We start from the raw sequence: 13,960 nt of genomic DNA on the forward strand, positions 1-13,960 counted from the left end.
CAATAACCATCGATCAAGGCGATAGTTCATGGCCTCTCAAGAAGTGCTGCAGGCCTTTGTCCAGGCAGCGACTCAAGGCTCGTTTTCCGCCGCGGCGCGCAAACTGGGGCGCAGTCAGTCGACCATCAGCGCCGCCGTGGCCAGCCTTGAAATCGACTTGAACCTGACGCTGTTCGACCGCAGCAGCCGCAAGCCGAGCCTGACGCCGGCCGGGCACGTGATGCTGCAACGGGCCGAGGAAATCCTGGCCGCCACCAGCCGACTGGAAATGACCGCCAGCCAACTGTCCCAAGGGGTCGAGCCAAAGCTGACGGTGGCGATTTCTGATACCTATCAGTCCGACCGATTCGAAGCGGCGCTCAGTGCCTTCGAGCAGCGCTATCCGGATCTGGAACTTGAATGCCTGATCGCCGAGTGCGATGACTTGGTGGCCTTGGTGCAACGGGGTCGGGCGCAGGTGGCCTTCGCCGAAAAACAAGACAGTTACCCGCCGGACCTGGTCAGCTCGACCGTGGAAGAACGGACGGAGATTGCCCTGTTCGTGTCCCGTGAGCATCCGTTGGCGGCGCTGAGCCACATCGATCAGGACGTGTTGCAACAACACCGGGAGCTGCGTCTGGCGACGATCGTCAATCCGTATGAAAGCCGGGCAAAGGGGCGCGTCTGGTCGGCGCCGAGTTATCTGATGCTGCTGGAAATGGCCCAGGGCGGATTCGGCTGGGCGCCGTTGCCCCGGTGGCTGGTGGAGCGGTTTGGCCCCGGGACGTTGCAGGAACTGGACGTGCGCGGCTGGCCGAAACCGGTATTCGTCGATGCGCTGTGGTCGCGGCTGCATCCGCCGGGGCCTGCGGGGAGTTGGTTGCTTGGCAAGATGCTGGAATAGCGTTGCTGCCATTCGCGAGCAAGCCCGCTCCCACAGTTGACCGAGTTCCTTCAACAGAAATGCGGTCGAATGTGGGAGCGGGCTTGCTCGCGAAGAGGCCCGCAAGATCACATCACTCCAACGCCCGCAACCGGGCCTCGATAAACCGTCGCTCCGGCACTTGCTGCGTCAACTCCAACGCCCGCTCATAAGCCGCCCTTGCCTCATCTACCCTTCCCAACTGCCGACAAAACTCCGCCCGCGCCGCGTGCGCCAAGTGGTAATCCAGCAAATCACCCCGAGCCAGAATCCCTTCAACCAACGTCACCCCCGCCAACGGTCCATCCCGCTTGGAGATCGCCGCCGCACGGTTCAACTCGATCACTGGCGAAGGCGCCGCCCGCAACAGCACGTCATACAGACCCACAATCTCCAGCCAGTCCGTTTCCGCCGCCGTGGGCGCTTCGGCATGCGATGCCGCAATCGCCGCTTGCAGGCAATAAGGCCCGAAGCGCCGAGTCGTCAGCGCCCGCTCTACCAACGCGCAACCTTCTTCGATCATCTCGGCGTCCCACAACGAACGGTCCTGCTCATCCAGCACGATCAACTCCCCGCTCGCCGACGTCCGGGCCGGGCGTCGGGACTCGTGCAGCAGCATCAGCGCCAGCAGCCCCATCACCTCGGGTTCGGGCAGCAGTTCCATCAACAGACGACCGAGCCGAATCGCCTCGCGGGTCAAATCTTCACGGGTCAGCTCCGCGCCCATGGACGCGGAATAGCCCTCGTTGAACACCAGGTAAATCACCCGCAGCACGCTGTCCAGGCGTTCGGGCAACTCCGCCAGGGTTGGCACTTGATAAGGAATTTTCGCGTCACGGATTTTCGCCTTGGCACGCACGATGCGCTGGGCTATGGTCGCTGGCGCCGACAGAAAGGCTCGGGCGATTTCTTCCGTGGTCAGGTCGCAGACTTCGCGCAGCGTCAACGGCACCTGGGCGTTCGCCGCGAGTGCCGGGTGACAACAGGTGAAGATCAGGCGCAAGCGATCGTCTTCCACGTCTTCGTCACTCCAGTCGGCCTGCTCCAGCGCCTCCAGTTGAGCGATCAACATCGGTTGCGACGCGATGAAGCGTGCGCGCCGCCGCAACACATCGATGGCCTTGAAGCGCCCCGTGGACACGAGCCAGGTACGCGGATTGTCCGGCACACCGTCACGCTGCCAGCGCTCGACCGCGACGAAAAACGCCTCGTGCAAGGCTTCTTCGGCGAGATCGAAATCGCCAAGCAAACGGATCAGGGTCGCCAAAATCCGCCGTGACTCTTCGCGGTAAACCTGCTCGACCCGCGCCCGTACCGACTCGGCCGACATCAGGCGCCGGGATTCAACTGGCGAACGGGACGCACCTCGACACAGCCGACCCGGGCCGCCGGAATATTGCCGGCGACCTGGATGGCTTCATTGAGATCCTTGGCATCGATCAGGTAAAAGCCGGCCAATTGCTCCTTGGTTTCGGCGAACGGGCCGTCGGTGATCGACATTTTCCCGTTGCGCATGCGCACCGTGGTCGCGGTCTGCACCGACTCCAGCGCCTCGGCGGCGACCATTCGGCCGCTGCCCTGGATCGCCTCGGCGTAAGCCATGCATTCAGCGTCATTCGGACTTTCGGGCAGCGAGTGCAACTCGTGCTCGTTGCTGTAGACCAGGCATAAATACTTCATGGGGCTCTCCTGAATCGAACGGATCAACTATGGCTGCTGATTGACGCTTTCGCGACATTCCCGACGAATCGGCCTGACGTTCAAGGTTCCAGGTTGAACAGCGCCGTGCCGCTCATCATGTCGAACGGGGCCGACCAGTGTTCGTGGACGATGCGCCAGTGCCCATCGTCGCGCCGATAACAGGCGGTCACGCGCATCCAGCAGGCCTGGGTTTCGCCCTTCTCGTTGGTGCCGCCGCAATGGGCCAGCCAATGGGCGAAGGCGATGTGCTCGTCCGCGACGATGTTCATATGGTCGAAGTCGAACTTGTGCGCACCCTGGCACATTTCCATGCATTCCTGCCAATGCGCGCGGTAGGCGGCTTTGCCCCGAAATTGCAGGGCCTTGACCGCGTCGTAGGAGACGATGTCCTCGGCATACAGGGGCATGAGTTTCTCGACATCCTTGGCGATGACCGCCTGACGATAGGTGTCGATCAGGGTCTGGATTTCGTGGGTAGCGTTCATGGTGGTTCTCCGTGGTTTTTGTTGTGAAGACACCCTTAGTCGTCTGGCGAAAAGCCAAATCGACAGCCCAAATAAAAATAATCCATGGACGCAAACTCGTTAGAATCCGAAACACATTTTGTTGGAAAAAGGACACTCCAGTGACATCCCGACTCGTGCCTTACGACAGCCTGAACGCGCTCCAGCGCCAGCAGGTCGAGGCCATTGAAGTACACAAAGAACAAATCAAGTTCTCCGGCGACATTCACGGTGCGTTGCACACCTTGCTGTCCAAACCCGGCCCCGGCGTCAAAGGATTTGCGCTACTGGTCGAGGAGGTTCCCGTGGCCTTTCTGCTGCTCAAGCGCCCGCCCGTGCTGCCGGCCTGGGCCGATGAACACAGCGCCACCCTTCACGCACTGCAAGTCGATCATAGGGCTCAGGGCAAAGGCTATGGCAAGGCCTGTCTGCAAGCCCTGCCCGACGTGGCGCGTCAGGCATTTCCGGAAATAAAGGGGCTGGAATTGTCGGTGGATGCGGATAACGCATCGGCCATCGCGCTCTACGCAAAGTTCGGCTGGGTCGACAGCGGCGAAGCCTACAGGGGCCGGATCGGTTATGAACGGCGCATGGGTCTGATTTTCTGAGGTGGTTATGCTCAACAGCATCGAAGAACTGGAAGCTCTCTACGGCCAACCCCACGACCGCGCCGTGCGCAAGCAGATCCCCTTTCTGAACGAGGATTATCAGACGATGGTCCGCGCCTCGCCGCTGGTGATTGTCAGCTCGGTGGGGCCAGACGGGATGGACGGTTCACCGCGGGGCGACACGCCGGGTTTCGTGCGAATCATTGATGAACGCACCCTGGCAATCCCCGATCGGCCGGGCAACAACCGCATCGACACGCTGCGTAACGTCGTACTCGACTCGCGGGTATCGCTGCTGTTTATCATTCCCGGGATTGGCGAAACGTTGCGGGTTAACGGCACGGCACAGATCAGCGCCGAACCTGGGTTGCTGGAGAGCTTTGCGGTCAATGGCAAACCGGCGCGCACGGTGATGCTGGTGACGGTGGAAGCGGCGTACTTCCACTGCTCCAAGGCCATCGTTCGTTCGGATTTATGGAACCCTGAGAAGCACCTCGAACGCTCTGCCCTGCCGACGGCGGGTGCATTTCACAAGCGTTTGAACGATGGGCAGTTCGATGCCGAGACGTATGACCGGGAAGCACCGGCCAGAGTGCGCAACAGCCTCTACTGATCAAACACGAAAAAGGGTTGCCTTGAGGCAACCCTTTTGGGATTTGACTAGCGGTTAGAGGAGAAGACAGTAATCGAGCAACTGTTTCTCGATACTTTGACGCTGGCCGATAACCAAAGCGACCACTACAAGGTTTTCACTCGGGAACACCTCATACAAAACCCGCTGCCCCATGGGCAAGTACTCACGAAAATGAGTGACCCCAAGCGACGCTGCTTCCTGACATACACCGTAAACATGGGCCTGATTGCTCAGAGCCGTAACGATCTGCATCACCAGCTGATCAACCATCTCTGCCGCTTTTTTTCGACCGCATTGCTGCGTGAGATAATGCTCCAGCGAAACAACCCCATGCTCCGCAGCAGTCGCAAACTCTACCCTGAAGGCCTCAGGCATCGTTATCGTCTTGCTGCAATTGGCGCCGCTGCGCCAGTCTGGCCAGCAAAGTGTCGCCAGAAATCAGCTTACCCTGTTCTTTGTCGCGAGAAGAAAACGAAAGAAGTTTGATCAGCGCGATGGCCTCATCTCGTCGCTTACGCTCCTCGTAGGACTCGATCACATAAGCCGGAACACCATTCTGAGTGACGAGCATCGGCTCAGAAAGATCCAGCGCTGCCGCATTCTTTTTAACAAAACTGATAGTTTCAACTCGCATCATTCATTCCTCTGCTCACCATCCGAACAGGATGGTCGCTGCAACAAGGTCTGAATTTAGGCCATTAAAAAACTTATCTCAAGAACTCATTTGCTCTTGTCCCAACTCCAACACCATCTCATGCCATGCCATCCCGCCATGGTCGGACGCTGAAGGCTTGATGTAGGCAAAGCCAAACCCCGCATACAGCGGAATGTGCCGCTCCTTGCACATCAGATGGATGTGGGTCTTGCCCAGCGCGCGCATCCGCTCGATGAATTCGCCCATCAACTGTTTCGCCAGGCCCTGCCCCTGATAATCCGGGTGCACCACCACCGACATGATGACCACGTGCGGGCCGGCCGGGTCGTGGCCGATCAGTTCCTTGAACGCCTCGTCCGACATTTCTACCTGAAACGCCGCACCGGAATTGATGAAACCGGCTACAACGCCGTCGACTTCGGCCACGATGAAACCTTCGGGCCAGGTGGCAATGCGCGTGGCGATTTTTTCGCGGGTGGCGGCTTCGTCGCCTTCGTAGGCAACGGTTTCGATGGCGTAGCAGCGGTCCAGATCAGCAGGTGTGACGTGACGGATGACGGTGTTCATGGCAGCTCGGGATCAGCGATGGAAGGCTGGGGATCATAAATTAATAAGGTGTTCATATCGATCACTGTAGGCGCCGTAAAGCCTGCGTATAGGCGCTGTCATTGCTTGTCGGTGCGGATTATTGATGTGTCCTGTCTCTGGCCATCAATAAGGGGAATACACCATGAGCAGCGTTCAGATCGGACTTCTTATGTTGTTGGGCATCAACTCGTTTGGCTTCATCACGTTGACGATTGACCTGTTGCGGGCGCGACGGATGAAGCAAGGCAAGTAACGGGCAGGAGGCGGATGCCAAGTCCGCCTCCCGATGGAGTCAAGGCTTGAGTGGCAGCCAGATTTCCAGCACGCCTGTGTTGAGCTTCGGGTTGAAGTCTTCGCTATAGCGTTCGAATTCCGGGGCGTCCGCCGCCTGATAACCGGACTGCGGCAGCCAGGTTTTCCAGATGTATTGGAACGTCTGGGGCAACTGATCGAGAGAGCCCTTGTGCTCGAACACGGCGTAATGTTGAGGCTGGACCTCGACCCAACGGTATTTATCCGGCAGGTCGTCGAGCTTGCTGATTTCAACGCCGGCGATGTATTCGAAGCCGCCCTTGCCATCCGGATTGCAACAGATGCCGTAGGTCACTTCGTTTTTTTGACCGGGAATTTTGCCAATCTCGGGAATGAATTTCTCCCAGAGATCGGGAATTTTCTTGGAGGTTTCCTGGGTAAATCGTCCGCCAAGCCCTGCAATGAGCAGGAAGTGCCCGTGCTCGAAGCGTGGCTTGGCGGTTTCGACGCCTGTTTGCTCATCCATGACTCAACTCCTGGAACAAAAAAGTGGGTTCGGCTGGGAGTATAGAACCCAAACCGAATTCGCCCAGTTACAGTGCATGCAACGGCTCGACAGCACCTGCGCCGACGAACTCGTTATACCCAGATAGGATCACGTAGACCGCGAAATAGCAGAAGATCGCCGCCGATGCCATATAGGAGTAACGCAGTAGTTTGTCTCCCAGCAACTTGCCGCCGTGACTCGCGGCGAAGCACAAAGCGACGCACCAGAGCACCCCGGCGCACAGAAATCCGCCGAGAAACAACGCCGAACTGAGTGTGCCACCGCCACCGGAACGAGCGATCAATGTGCCACCCACCGCTGCGAACCAGAGAATGGCGCTGGGTGACGACATGGCCAGGAAGATCCCTCGAAAAAACTCCTTCCGGTGAGAGTTCTGCCCCACCTCTGCGGTCTGCGCCAGTACCGCCTCATGGTGAATCGCCGAATAGATCATCTTCGCCGCGAAATACACCAACAGCGCTGAACCACCGATCCACAGTACCCAGCGCACGGTTTCGTATTGCAGCAAAACGGTCATCCCGGCCAAGGCCAGCACGGCGTAGATCAGGTCGCCGACACACGTCCCCAAACCCAGCGCAAAGCCTTGAAAATAGCCACGTTGCATCGCCAACGTGATCATCGCGATGTTGGCCACGCCGATGTCCAGGCACAGCGAAAGGCTCAGCAAGAAGCCACTGGTAAATTCCATCAACCGATTTCCTTCGGACAAATTTGTTTACATAGTCGCTGGACAGTTTGCCACATCAACCCTTACATTCCGCCACAGGTCACCGCAGTGACCAGCGTCGCTCGGACGGTTCCGGGCGCTCACGTTATCCGAGGCAACAATGGCTAACCCAGGTTCGCCGCGCCGCTTTGCGCGCATAGATCGACTCCCCCCTTACGTATTCAACATCACTGCCGAGCTGAAGATGGCCGCCCGTCGTCGTGGCGAAGACATCATCGACTTCAGCATGGGCAACCCTGACGGCCCTACTCCGCCGCACATCGTCGAAAAACTGGTGACCGTCGCCCAGCGCGAAGACACCCACGGTTATTCGACGTCCAAGGGCATTCCGCGTCTGCGCCGGGCAATTTCCAATTGGTACAAGGATCGCTACGAGGTCGACATCGACCCGGAAAGCGAAGCCATCGTCACCATCGGTTCCAAGGAAGGCCTGGCGCATTTGATGCTGGCCACCCTCGACCAGGGCGATACCGTTCTGGTGCCGAACCCGAGCTACCCGATTCACATCTACGGCGCGGTGATTGCCGGCGCTCAGGTGCGTTCGGTGCCGTTGATTCCGGGCGTGGACTTCTTCGCCGAACTGGAAAGCGCCATTCGCGGCTCGATCCCGAAACCGAAAATGATGATCCTCGGCTTCCCGTCCAACCCCACCGCCCAGTGCGTGGAACTGGACTTCTTCGAACGGGTGATCGCCCTCGCCAAGCAGTACGACGTTTTGGTGGTGCACGACCTGGCTTACGCCGACATCGTCTACGACGGCTGGAAAGCCCCGTCGATCATGCAAGTGCCGGGCGCCAAGGACATTGCGGTGGAGTTTTTCACCCTGTCCAAGAGCTACAACATGGCGGGCTGGCGCATCGGTTTCATGGTCGGCAACGCCGAACTGGTCAACGCCCTGGCGCGGATCAAGAGTTATCACGACTACGGTACGTTTACTCCGCTGCAGGTCGCGGCGATTGCGGCGCTGGAAGGTGATCAGCAGTGCGTCAAAGACATTGCCGAGCAGTATCGTCAGCGTCGCAACGTACTGGTCAAAGGCCTGCATGAACTGGGCTGGATGGTCGAGAACCCGAAAGCGTCGATGTATGTCTGGGCGAAGATCCCCGAGGCGTATGCGCACTTGGGCTCGCTGGAGTTCGCCAAGAAGCTGCTGGCCGAGGCCAAGGTTTGTGTCTCGCCGGGCGTAGGGTTTGGTGAGTATGGGGACGATCACGTGCGCTTCGCGCTGATCGAAAACCAGGACCGGATTCGTCAGGCCATACGCGGGATTCGCGGGATGTTCCGGGCGGATGGGTTGGCTACCAAATCCTGACGCCTGACACATAACACTGTGGGAGCGGGCTTGCTCGCGAAAGCGGACTTACATTCAACATTTACTTTGAATGTTATGTCCCCTTCGCGAGCAAGCCCGCTCCCACATTTGGTTTTGCGGTGTGCTTAGACGAACAACGACAACAGCAGGATGAAGCCCAGGCCCACCACGGACAGGATGGTTTCCATCGCGGTCCAGGTCTTGAAGGTTTCCGCCACGGTCATGTTGAAGTACTGCTTCACCAGCCAGAAACCGGCGTCGTTAACGTGCGACAGGATCAGCGAACCGGCACCGGTGGCCAGCACCAGCAGCTCACGGTTCACACCCGGAATCATCCCCACCACCGGCACCACAATGCCTGCGCCAGTAATGGTCGCCACGGTCGCCGAACCGGTCGCGATACGGATCACCGCCGCCACCAGCCAGGCCAGCAGGATCGGCGAGATCTGTGCGTTCACCGCCATGTGGCCGATCACGTCACCCACGCCGCTGGTCACCAGCATCTGCTTGAAGCCACCACCGGCACCGATGATCAGAATGATCGCGGCGGTCGGCGCAAGACTCGCGTCGAGCAACTTGAGGATCTTGTTCGAGCCCATGCCCTGACGGTGCCCGAAGGTGTACAGCGACAGCAGCAACGCCAGCAGCAGCGCCGAGATCGGGTGACCGATCAGGTCCATGAACGAGCGGAAGAAATTGCCTTCCGGCAGCACCACGTCGGCAAAGGTCTTGAGCAACATCAGGAACACCGGCAACAGCACGGTGATCAGGGTGATGCTGAAGCTCGGCAGCTCAGCCGCCTCTGGTTCGCGAGCCAGTTGATCGACCAGCTCCTGGTTAGGATGACCCGGAATGTACTTGGCAATGAACGTGCCGTAGATCGGGCCGGCGATGATGGCCGTCGGCAGCGCAACGATCAGGCCGTACAGAATGGTTTTACCAATGTCGGCACCGAATACGCCGATGGCCAGCAACGGACCCGGGTGCGGCGGAACCAGACCGTGCACGGCGGACAGACCGGCCAGCAGCGGGATACCGATCTTGATGATCGACACGCCGGTACGCCGGGCCACGATGAACACCAGCGGGATCAGCAGCACGAAGCCGATTTCGAAGAACAGCGGAATGCCGACCAGGAAGGCCGCGAACATCATCGCCCACTGCACCTTGTCCTTGCCGAACGCGCGAATCAGGGTTTGGGCAATCTGATCCGCCCCGCCCGACTCGGCCATCATTTTGCCGAGCATCGTGCCCAGCGCGAGGATGATCCCGACGAAACCAAGCACCCCACCGAAGCCGTCCTGGAACGCCTTGATGATGGTGCCGATCGGCATGCCGGAGGTCAGTCCGAGAAAGGCGGCGGCGATGATCAGGGCAATGAACGGGTGAAGCTTGAACTTGGTAATCAGGACGATAAGCCCGATCACCGTGACCACTGCATCGAGCAGCAGGAACGTCTCGTGGGACATGCCAAACATTAGGGGTGTCTCCTGGTTGTTGTTGTTATTAAAGCGGGTAATTCGCAAGCCAACAGGACAGCGCTATCTTTTCGGGCAAAACTCATACGGCGTGTTTCAGGCCATGAGCCTGCCACCAGTCATGAGCTTGCTTCGCCAATTGGTCGACGCTGTGGTTCGAAGCGTCCAGAGCCAGGGTCAGGGGCTCGCCAACGGGCGATTCAAGGGTGGCGAACTGGCTGTCGATCAACGTCGACGGCATGAAGTGGCCCGGCCGATGGGAGACACGATCAGCGGCGACTTCAGGGGTCAGCTCCAGGAACACGAAGCCCAGGCCCGGCAAGGCGCTGCGCAGACGTTCACGGTAAATGTGTTTGAGGGCCGAGCAGGTCAGCACCGGGCGTTCGCCCTTGGCGTCGATGCGGCGCAATTCATCGCACAGGCTGTCGAGCCAGCCGGCACGGTCGTCGTCGTTCAGGGGGATACCCGCGCTCATCTTTTCGATATTGGCGGCAGGGTGGAAAGTGTCGCCTTCAATGGCGGTCGCGCCGCTGAGTTGGCACAAGGCCTCGCTGACGCAAGTCTTGCCGCAACCGGCAACGCCCATGATGACCAGGGCGGTGATGGGATGATTCATGTAACACCTCAGCGCGCAGACAGCGCTACCTTTGCCAGTTATGACACCAGAAAAAGCAGAAGTTGCCGACGCCTTCTTGTCATTTTTGTGGGTTGCAGCATGTTCGTTCCCAACGCCAAAAAACGGGGATCAGGCAAACCCCGCTCACGCATTTGCAGCTGCGTCGAGACAGCGCTACCTTAGTGCCTCGAATTTTGTTTGGCAAGCCGTCCGATGATCTCCCCTAAAAACGATAAAAATACGCGCACCACTGGCCGCCCCACTTTGAACGAAGTCGCACGCCTGGCCGGTGTCAGCCCGATCACCGCCTCTCGCGCCCTGCGCGGGGTCAGCACGGTGGCCACCGAACTGGTGGAAAAAGTCCAGAAAGCGGCCCTCGACCTCAACTACGTGGTCAACCCCGCCGCCCGCGCGTTAGCCTCGGCCCAGAGCCATTCGGTGGTGGTTTTAGTGCCGTCGCTGTCCAACTTATTGTTCATCGACACACTGGAAGCCATTCATCAGGTTTTGCGCCCAAAAGGCTTCGAAGTGCTGATCGGGAACTTCCATTACTCACGTGATGAAGAAGAAAACCTGCTGCGCAACTACATGGCGTATCAGCCTCGCGGTTTGCTGCTGACCGGTTTCGACCGCACCGAAAGCTCGCGCCGGATGATCGAGGCCAGCAACATTCCCTGCGTGTACATGATGGAACTGGACAGCGCAGCCGGCCTCAATTGCGTGGGTTTTTCGCAACTCGCGGCTGGCGAAACAGCGGCCGGGCATTTGCTGTCGCGCGGTCGTAAGCGTCTGGCCTACATCGGCGCGCAACTGGATCAACGCACGTTGCTGCGCGGCGAAGGTTTCCGCAAAGCTCTGCAAAAGGCAGGGTTGTATGACCCGGACCTGGAAGTGCTGACACCTCGCTCTTCCTCCGTCGGCCTTGGTGGCGAACTGTTCCTGCAACTGCTCGCCACTCATCCCGATGTCGATGCGATCTTCTTCGGCAACGACGACCTGGCCCAGGGCGCACTGCTCGAAGCCATGCGCTGCGGGATCAAGATCCCCGAACAAGTGGCGATCCTCGGCTTCAACGACCTGCCGGCCTCGGCCCACATGGTCCCGCGCCTGAGCAGCATCAGCACCCCGCGAGAAGCCATCGGCCGCCGCGCGGCGGAGCAGATGTTGACGTTGATGGCTGGCAATACGGTTGCGAAACCGGTGCAGGACATGGGGTTTGAACTAAAAATCCGGGAAAGCACATAACCCCCTGTGGGATCATCACTAGTCAACGCTCCATCAATTCCACAAACGCCAACGCCCCTTTCTGCAATGGCTGGCTCTTGAGCCACACCGCATGCACCGGCAGCACCAACCCGTTCTCGATGTTGCGGAAGCTCAGGCGCTTGAGCCTTCCAGCATCCAGCAACGGCTGGACCACCGACAGCGGAAAATTGCCCCAGCCCAATCCGGCCTCGACCATTTCCAGCGCCATAGCCAACGTGTCGGTGCGCCAGTAAGACTCGGCCACCAGTGGCCGGGTTTCGCTGATCGGCAGGTCGCGGCTGGCGACGATGATTTGCCGTACGTGGACCAAGTCTTCCAGGAACAAATTCTTGCCCTGAAACAGCGGATTGTCCGCCGCCAGCGTGGCGATCATCCGTTCGGTGCCAACGAACTGGAACCGCTCCAGCACGTTCATGCTCAGCCCGGCGAACGCCAGGCAAACGCTGACCCGGCCGCTATGGAGCATCGCCAGCACATCATCCTGCGGCGCGCTGAGCATTTCGATTTCCAGTAACGGATGACGCTCGGCGATGACCTTGATCGCCGCCATCACGCGGCCCTTGTCGATGTCCGCCACGACCCCGATCGACAACTTGCTTTCCAGCCCCAGCGACAACTCGACCGCATGCACTTGCAGCTGTTTGAGCTGCTCGGCGATCAATCGCGCGTGAGGCACCAATGCGCTGGCCATCGCCGTCGGCACCGGTTCGCGATGGCTGCGGTCGAACAGTGGATAACCGAGTTCGGCTTCCAGGTTGGCGATGCCCATGCTCACCGCCGACGGCACTTTCCCCAGCGCCCGAGCTGCAGCGGAAAACGAGCCACGCTCGATCACCGCGAGGAACAACTCGATGCTGTCACTGTTGAAATTCATTCCTCGTCCTATCAATAAAACTGAAAGCTACTGACTTTTTCTGTCAGCCCTATTGAAGCTATCTTTCGCCTCCTTCGCCAGTGCTCCTGGCTTCAAGTTGGCAGAAAGAGGCAAATTCCCATGCAAGGCGTTAAACGAAAACTGCTCTACGTATCCCTTTACGAAGTCATCGGCATGACCTTCTCGGCCCTGGGTCTGGCGTTGTTGTCCGGCACCTCGCCCGGCAGCACTGGCCCGTTGGCAGTGATCATCACCACCATCGCGGTGACCTGGAACTTCATCTACACCACCCTGTTCGAGCGCTGGGAAAGCCGTCAGCCTTCGCGCACCCGCACCGTTAAACGGCGCATCGCCCATGCCGTGGGTTTTCAACTAACCTTGATAGTGTTCCTCATCCCGTTGATCGCCTGGTGGATGAACATCAGCCTTGTGCAAGCCTTCCTGCTGGACGCGGCGCTGATCATTTTCATCCCGTGCTACACCTTCGCCTTCAACTGGCTGTTTGATCGCTCGTTTGGTTTGCCAACTTCGGCGCTGCCGGACCCGGTTTGAAAACGCTGAATGTCTGTTAGATTCCTGAAGCGTCGAATCGCTAACGGAGTAGCTCAATGGAACATGCACTGAAGATTCTGGGTAAAGCCTCGTCCATCAACGTCAGAAAAGTCCTGTGGACCTGTGAGGAACTGGGTGTTGCCTACGAACGTGAAGACTGGGGCGGCGGTTATGCGTCGACCCACACACCGGAGTTTCTCAGGCTCAATCCCAACGCACTGGTGCCGGTGATCATCGATGAGGCCGGCGTGCTGTGGGAGTCCAACACCATCTGCCGCTATCTGGCCGGTAAACACCACAACACCGATCTGCTACCCCACGAACCGGCGGCACGCGCTCGGGTAGAGCAGTGGATGGATTGGCAAGCCACCGAACTCAATGCCTCCTGGAGCTACGCGTTCACGGCGTTGGTACGCAAAGATCCGGAGTTCCAGGACCCGCATCACATTGCCGCTGGTGTACACGGCTGGAATCAGAAAATGGGCATCCTCGAGCATCAGCTCGCGGCCACCAAAGCGTATGTCGCCGGGCCGCACTTCACGCTGGCGGACATCGTCATCGGGCTGTCGATCAACCGCTGGCTGATGACACCGATGGAGCGTCCCGACTACCCGGCCATCGACGAGTATTTCCAACGGTTGGCACAACGCCCGGGATTTCTGAAACATGGCTGCAACGGCCTGCCATAACGCCAAACCCGCAACGCTCCTACCCTGAAAAGAGAG

The 13,960-nt window shown here is 59.1% G+C and carries 18 protein-coding genes; 7 read left to right on the forward strand and 11 right to left on the reverse strand.

Features of this window, described 5'->3' with window-relative positions:
- The first annotated feature begins 28 nt into the window (after nt 1-28).
- Nucleotides 29-883, forward strand: a complete 855-nt coding sequence (locus ASC74_RS11370; RefSeq protein ID WP_056741455.1) for a LysR family transcriptional regulator — start codon at nt 29-31, stop codon at nt 881-883.
- A 112-nt stretch (nt 884-995) separates the two neighbouring features.
- Here ASC74_RS11370 and ASC74_RS11375 read toward each other — a convergent pair whose 3' ends face one another.
- From ASC74_RS11375 to ASC74_RS11385, 3 genes are all read right to left on the reverse strand, one after another.
- Entirely contained in the window at nt 996-2,231 is a 1,236-nt protein-coding gene (locus ASC74_RS11375; RefSeq protein ID WP_056741456.1) for an RNA polymerase sigma factor, read from the reverse strand.
- Nucleotides 2,231-2,581: a YciI family protein gene (locus ASC74_RS11380; RefSeq protein ID WP_008151161.1), complete on the reverse strand. Its 351-nt coding sequence runs from the start codon at nt 2,579-2,581 to the stop codon at nt 2,231-2,233. The genes ASC74_RS11375 and ASC74_RS11380 overlap by 1 nt, the downstream gene beginning before the upstream one ends.
- Before the next feature lie 80 nt (nt 2,582-2,661).
- Nucleotides 2,662-3,087 carry a YybH family protein gene (locus ASC74_RS11385; RefSeq protein ID WP_056741457.1) on the reverse strand — a complete coding sequence of 142 codons (426 nt, stop codon included), beginning with the start codon at nt 3,085-3,087 and terminating at the stop codon, nt 2,662-2,664.
- Between the two features lie 140 nt (nt 3,088-3,227).
- On the opposite strand from ASC74_RS11385, the gene ASC74_RS11390 reads away from it, so the two are divergent.
- Both ASC74_RS11390 and ASC74_RS11395 read left to right on the forward strand, forming a co-directional pair.
- Nucleotides 3,228-3,713: a GNAT family N-acetyltransferase gene (locus ASC74_RS11390; protein WP_056741458.1), complete on the forward strand. Its 486-nt coding sequence runs from the start codon at nt 3,228-3,230 to the stop codon at nt 3,711-3,713.
- Nucleotides 3,714-3,720: 7 nt separating this feature from the next.
- Nucleotides 3,721-4,326, forward strand: a complete 606-nt coding sequence (locus ASC74_RS11395) for a pyridoxamine 5'-phosphate oxidase family protein (protein ID WP_056741459.1) — start codon at nt 3,721-3,723, stop codon at nt 4,324-4,326.
- 54 nt (nt 4,327-4,380) lie between these two features.
- Here ASC74_RS11395 and ASC74_RS11400 read toward each other — a convergent pair whose 3' ends face one another.
- The 5 genes from ASC74_RS11400 to ASC74_RS11420 all read right to left on the reverse strand — a co-directional run bounded on the left by ASC74_RS11400 (nt 4,381) and on the right by ASC74_RS11420 (nt 7,098).
- On the reverse strand, nt 4,381-4,722 hold the full coding sequence (locus ASC74_RS11400; protein ID WP_056741460.1) for a hypothetical protein: 342 nt from the start codon (nt 4,720-4,722) through the stop codon (nt 4,381-4,383).
- Nucleotides 4,715-4,981, reverse strand: coding sequence for a prevent-host-death protein (locus ASC74_RS11405; RefSeq protein ID WP_046049521.1), 267 nt, complete (start codon nt 4,979-4,981; stop codon nt 4,715-4,717). Before ASC74_RS11405 ends, ASC74_RS11400 begins: the two co-directional genes overlap by 8 nt.
- Nucleotides 4,982-5,059: 78 nt before the next feature.
- On the reverse strand, nt 5,060-5,569 hold the full coding sequence (locus ASC74_RS11410) for a GNAT family N-acetyltransferase (protein WP_056741461.1): 510 nt from the start codon (nt 5,567-5,569) through the stop codon (nt 5,060-5,062).
- 313 nt (nt 5,570-5,882) lie between these two features.
- A complete protein-coding gene (locus ASC74_RS11415; RefSeq protein WP_046049519.1) occupies nt 5,883-6,368 on the reverse strand; it encodes a GyrI-like domain-containing protein in 486 nt (161 codons plus the stop codon).
- Between the two features lie 67 nt (nt 6,369-6,435).
- Nucleotides 6,436-7,098 carry a LysE family translocator gene (locus ASC74_RS11420; protein WP_056741462.1) on the reverse strand — a complete coding sequence of 221 codons (663 nt, stop codon included), beginning with the start codon at nt 7,096-7,098 and terminating at the stop codon, nt 6,436-6,438.
- Between the two features lie 139 nt (nt 7,099-7,237).
- On the opposite strand from ASC74_RS11420, the gene alaC reads away from it, so the two are divergent.
- The gene (gene alaC, locus ASC74_RS11425; protein WP_056741463.1) at nt 7,238-8,449 is read left to right on the forward strand and encodes an alanine transaminase; all 1,212 of its coding nucleotides are present in this window, start codon (nt 7,238-7,240) and stop codon (nt 8,447-8,449) included.
- 125 nt (nt 8,450-8,574) lie between these two features.
- Here alaC and ASC74_RS11430 read toward each other — a convergent pair whose 3' ends face one another.
- Both ASC74_RS11430 and ASC74_RS11435 read right to left on the reverse strand, forming a co-directional pair.
- Nucleotides 8,575-9,927, reverse strand: coding sequence for a GntP family permease (locus ASC74_RS11430; protein ID WP_056741464.1), 1,353 nt, complete (start codon nt 9,925-9,927; stop codon nt 8,575-8,577).
- 82 nt (nt 9,928-10,009) lie between these two features.
- Nucleotides 10,010-10,543 carry a gluconokinase gene (locus ASC74_RS11435; RefSeq protein ID WP_046049516.1) on the reverse strand — a complete coding sequence of 178 codons (534 nt, stop codon included), beginning with the start codon at nt 10,541-10,543 and terminating at the stop codon, nt 10,010-10,012.
- Nucleotides 10,544-10,756: 213 nt separating this feature from the next.
- Here ASC74_RS11435 and ASC74_RS11440 point away from each other — a divergent pair, with 213 nt between their 5' ends.
- Nucleotides 10,757-11,788: a LacI family DNA-binding transcriptional regulator gene (locus ASC74_RS11440; protein ID WP_056741465.1), complete on the forward strand. Its 1,032-nt coding sequence runs from the start codon at nt 10,757-10,759 to the stop codon at nt 11,786-11,788.
- A gap of 22 nt (nt 11,789-11,810) precedes the next feature.
- On the opposite strand, the gene ASC74_RS11445 is transcribed toward ASC74_RS11440, so the two are convergent.
- Nucleotides 11,811-12,683, reverse strand: coding sequence for a LysR family transcriptional regulator (locus tag ASC74_RS11445; protein WP_056741466.1), 873 nt, complete (start codon nt 12,681-12,683; stop codon nt 11,811-11,813).
- 120 nt (nt 12,684-12,803) lie between these two features.
- Here ASC74_RS11445 and ASC74_RS11450 point away from each other — a divergent pair, with 120 nt between their 5' ends.
- Both ASC74_RS11450 and ASC74_RS11455 read left to right on the forward strand, forming a co-directional pair.
- Nucleotides 12,804-13,235 (forward strand): PACE efflux transporter, encoded by a 432-nt coding sequence (locus ASC74_RS11450; RefSeq protein ID WP_056741467.1) that lies wholly within the window; start codon nt 12,804-12,806, stop codon nt 13,233-13,235.
- 56 nt (nt 13,236-13,291) lie between these two features.
- Entirely contained in the window at nt 13,292-13,924 is a 633-nt protein-coding gene (locus ASC74_RS11455; protein ID WP_056741468.1) for a glutathione S-transferase family protein, read from the forward strand.
- Nucleotides 13,925-13,960: the final 36 nt, after the last annotated feature.

Source organism: Pseudomonas sp. Root329, from assembly GCF_001424925.1.
GTDB classification, from domain to species: Bacteria; Pseudomonadota; Gammaproteobacteria; order Pseudomonadales; family Pseudomonadaceae; genus Aquipseudomonas; species Aquipseudomonas arabinosi.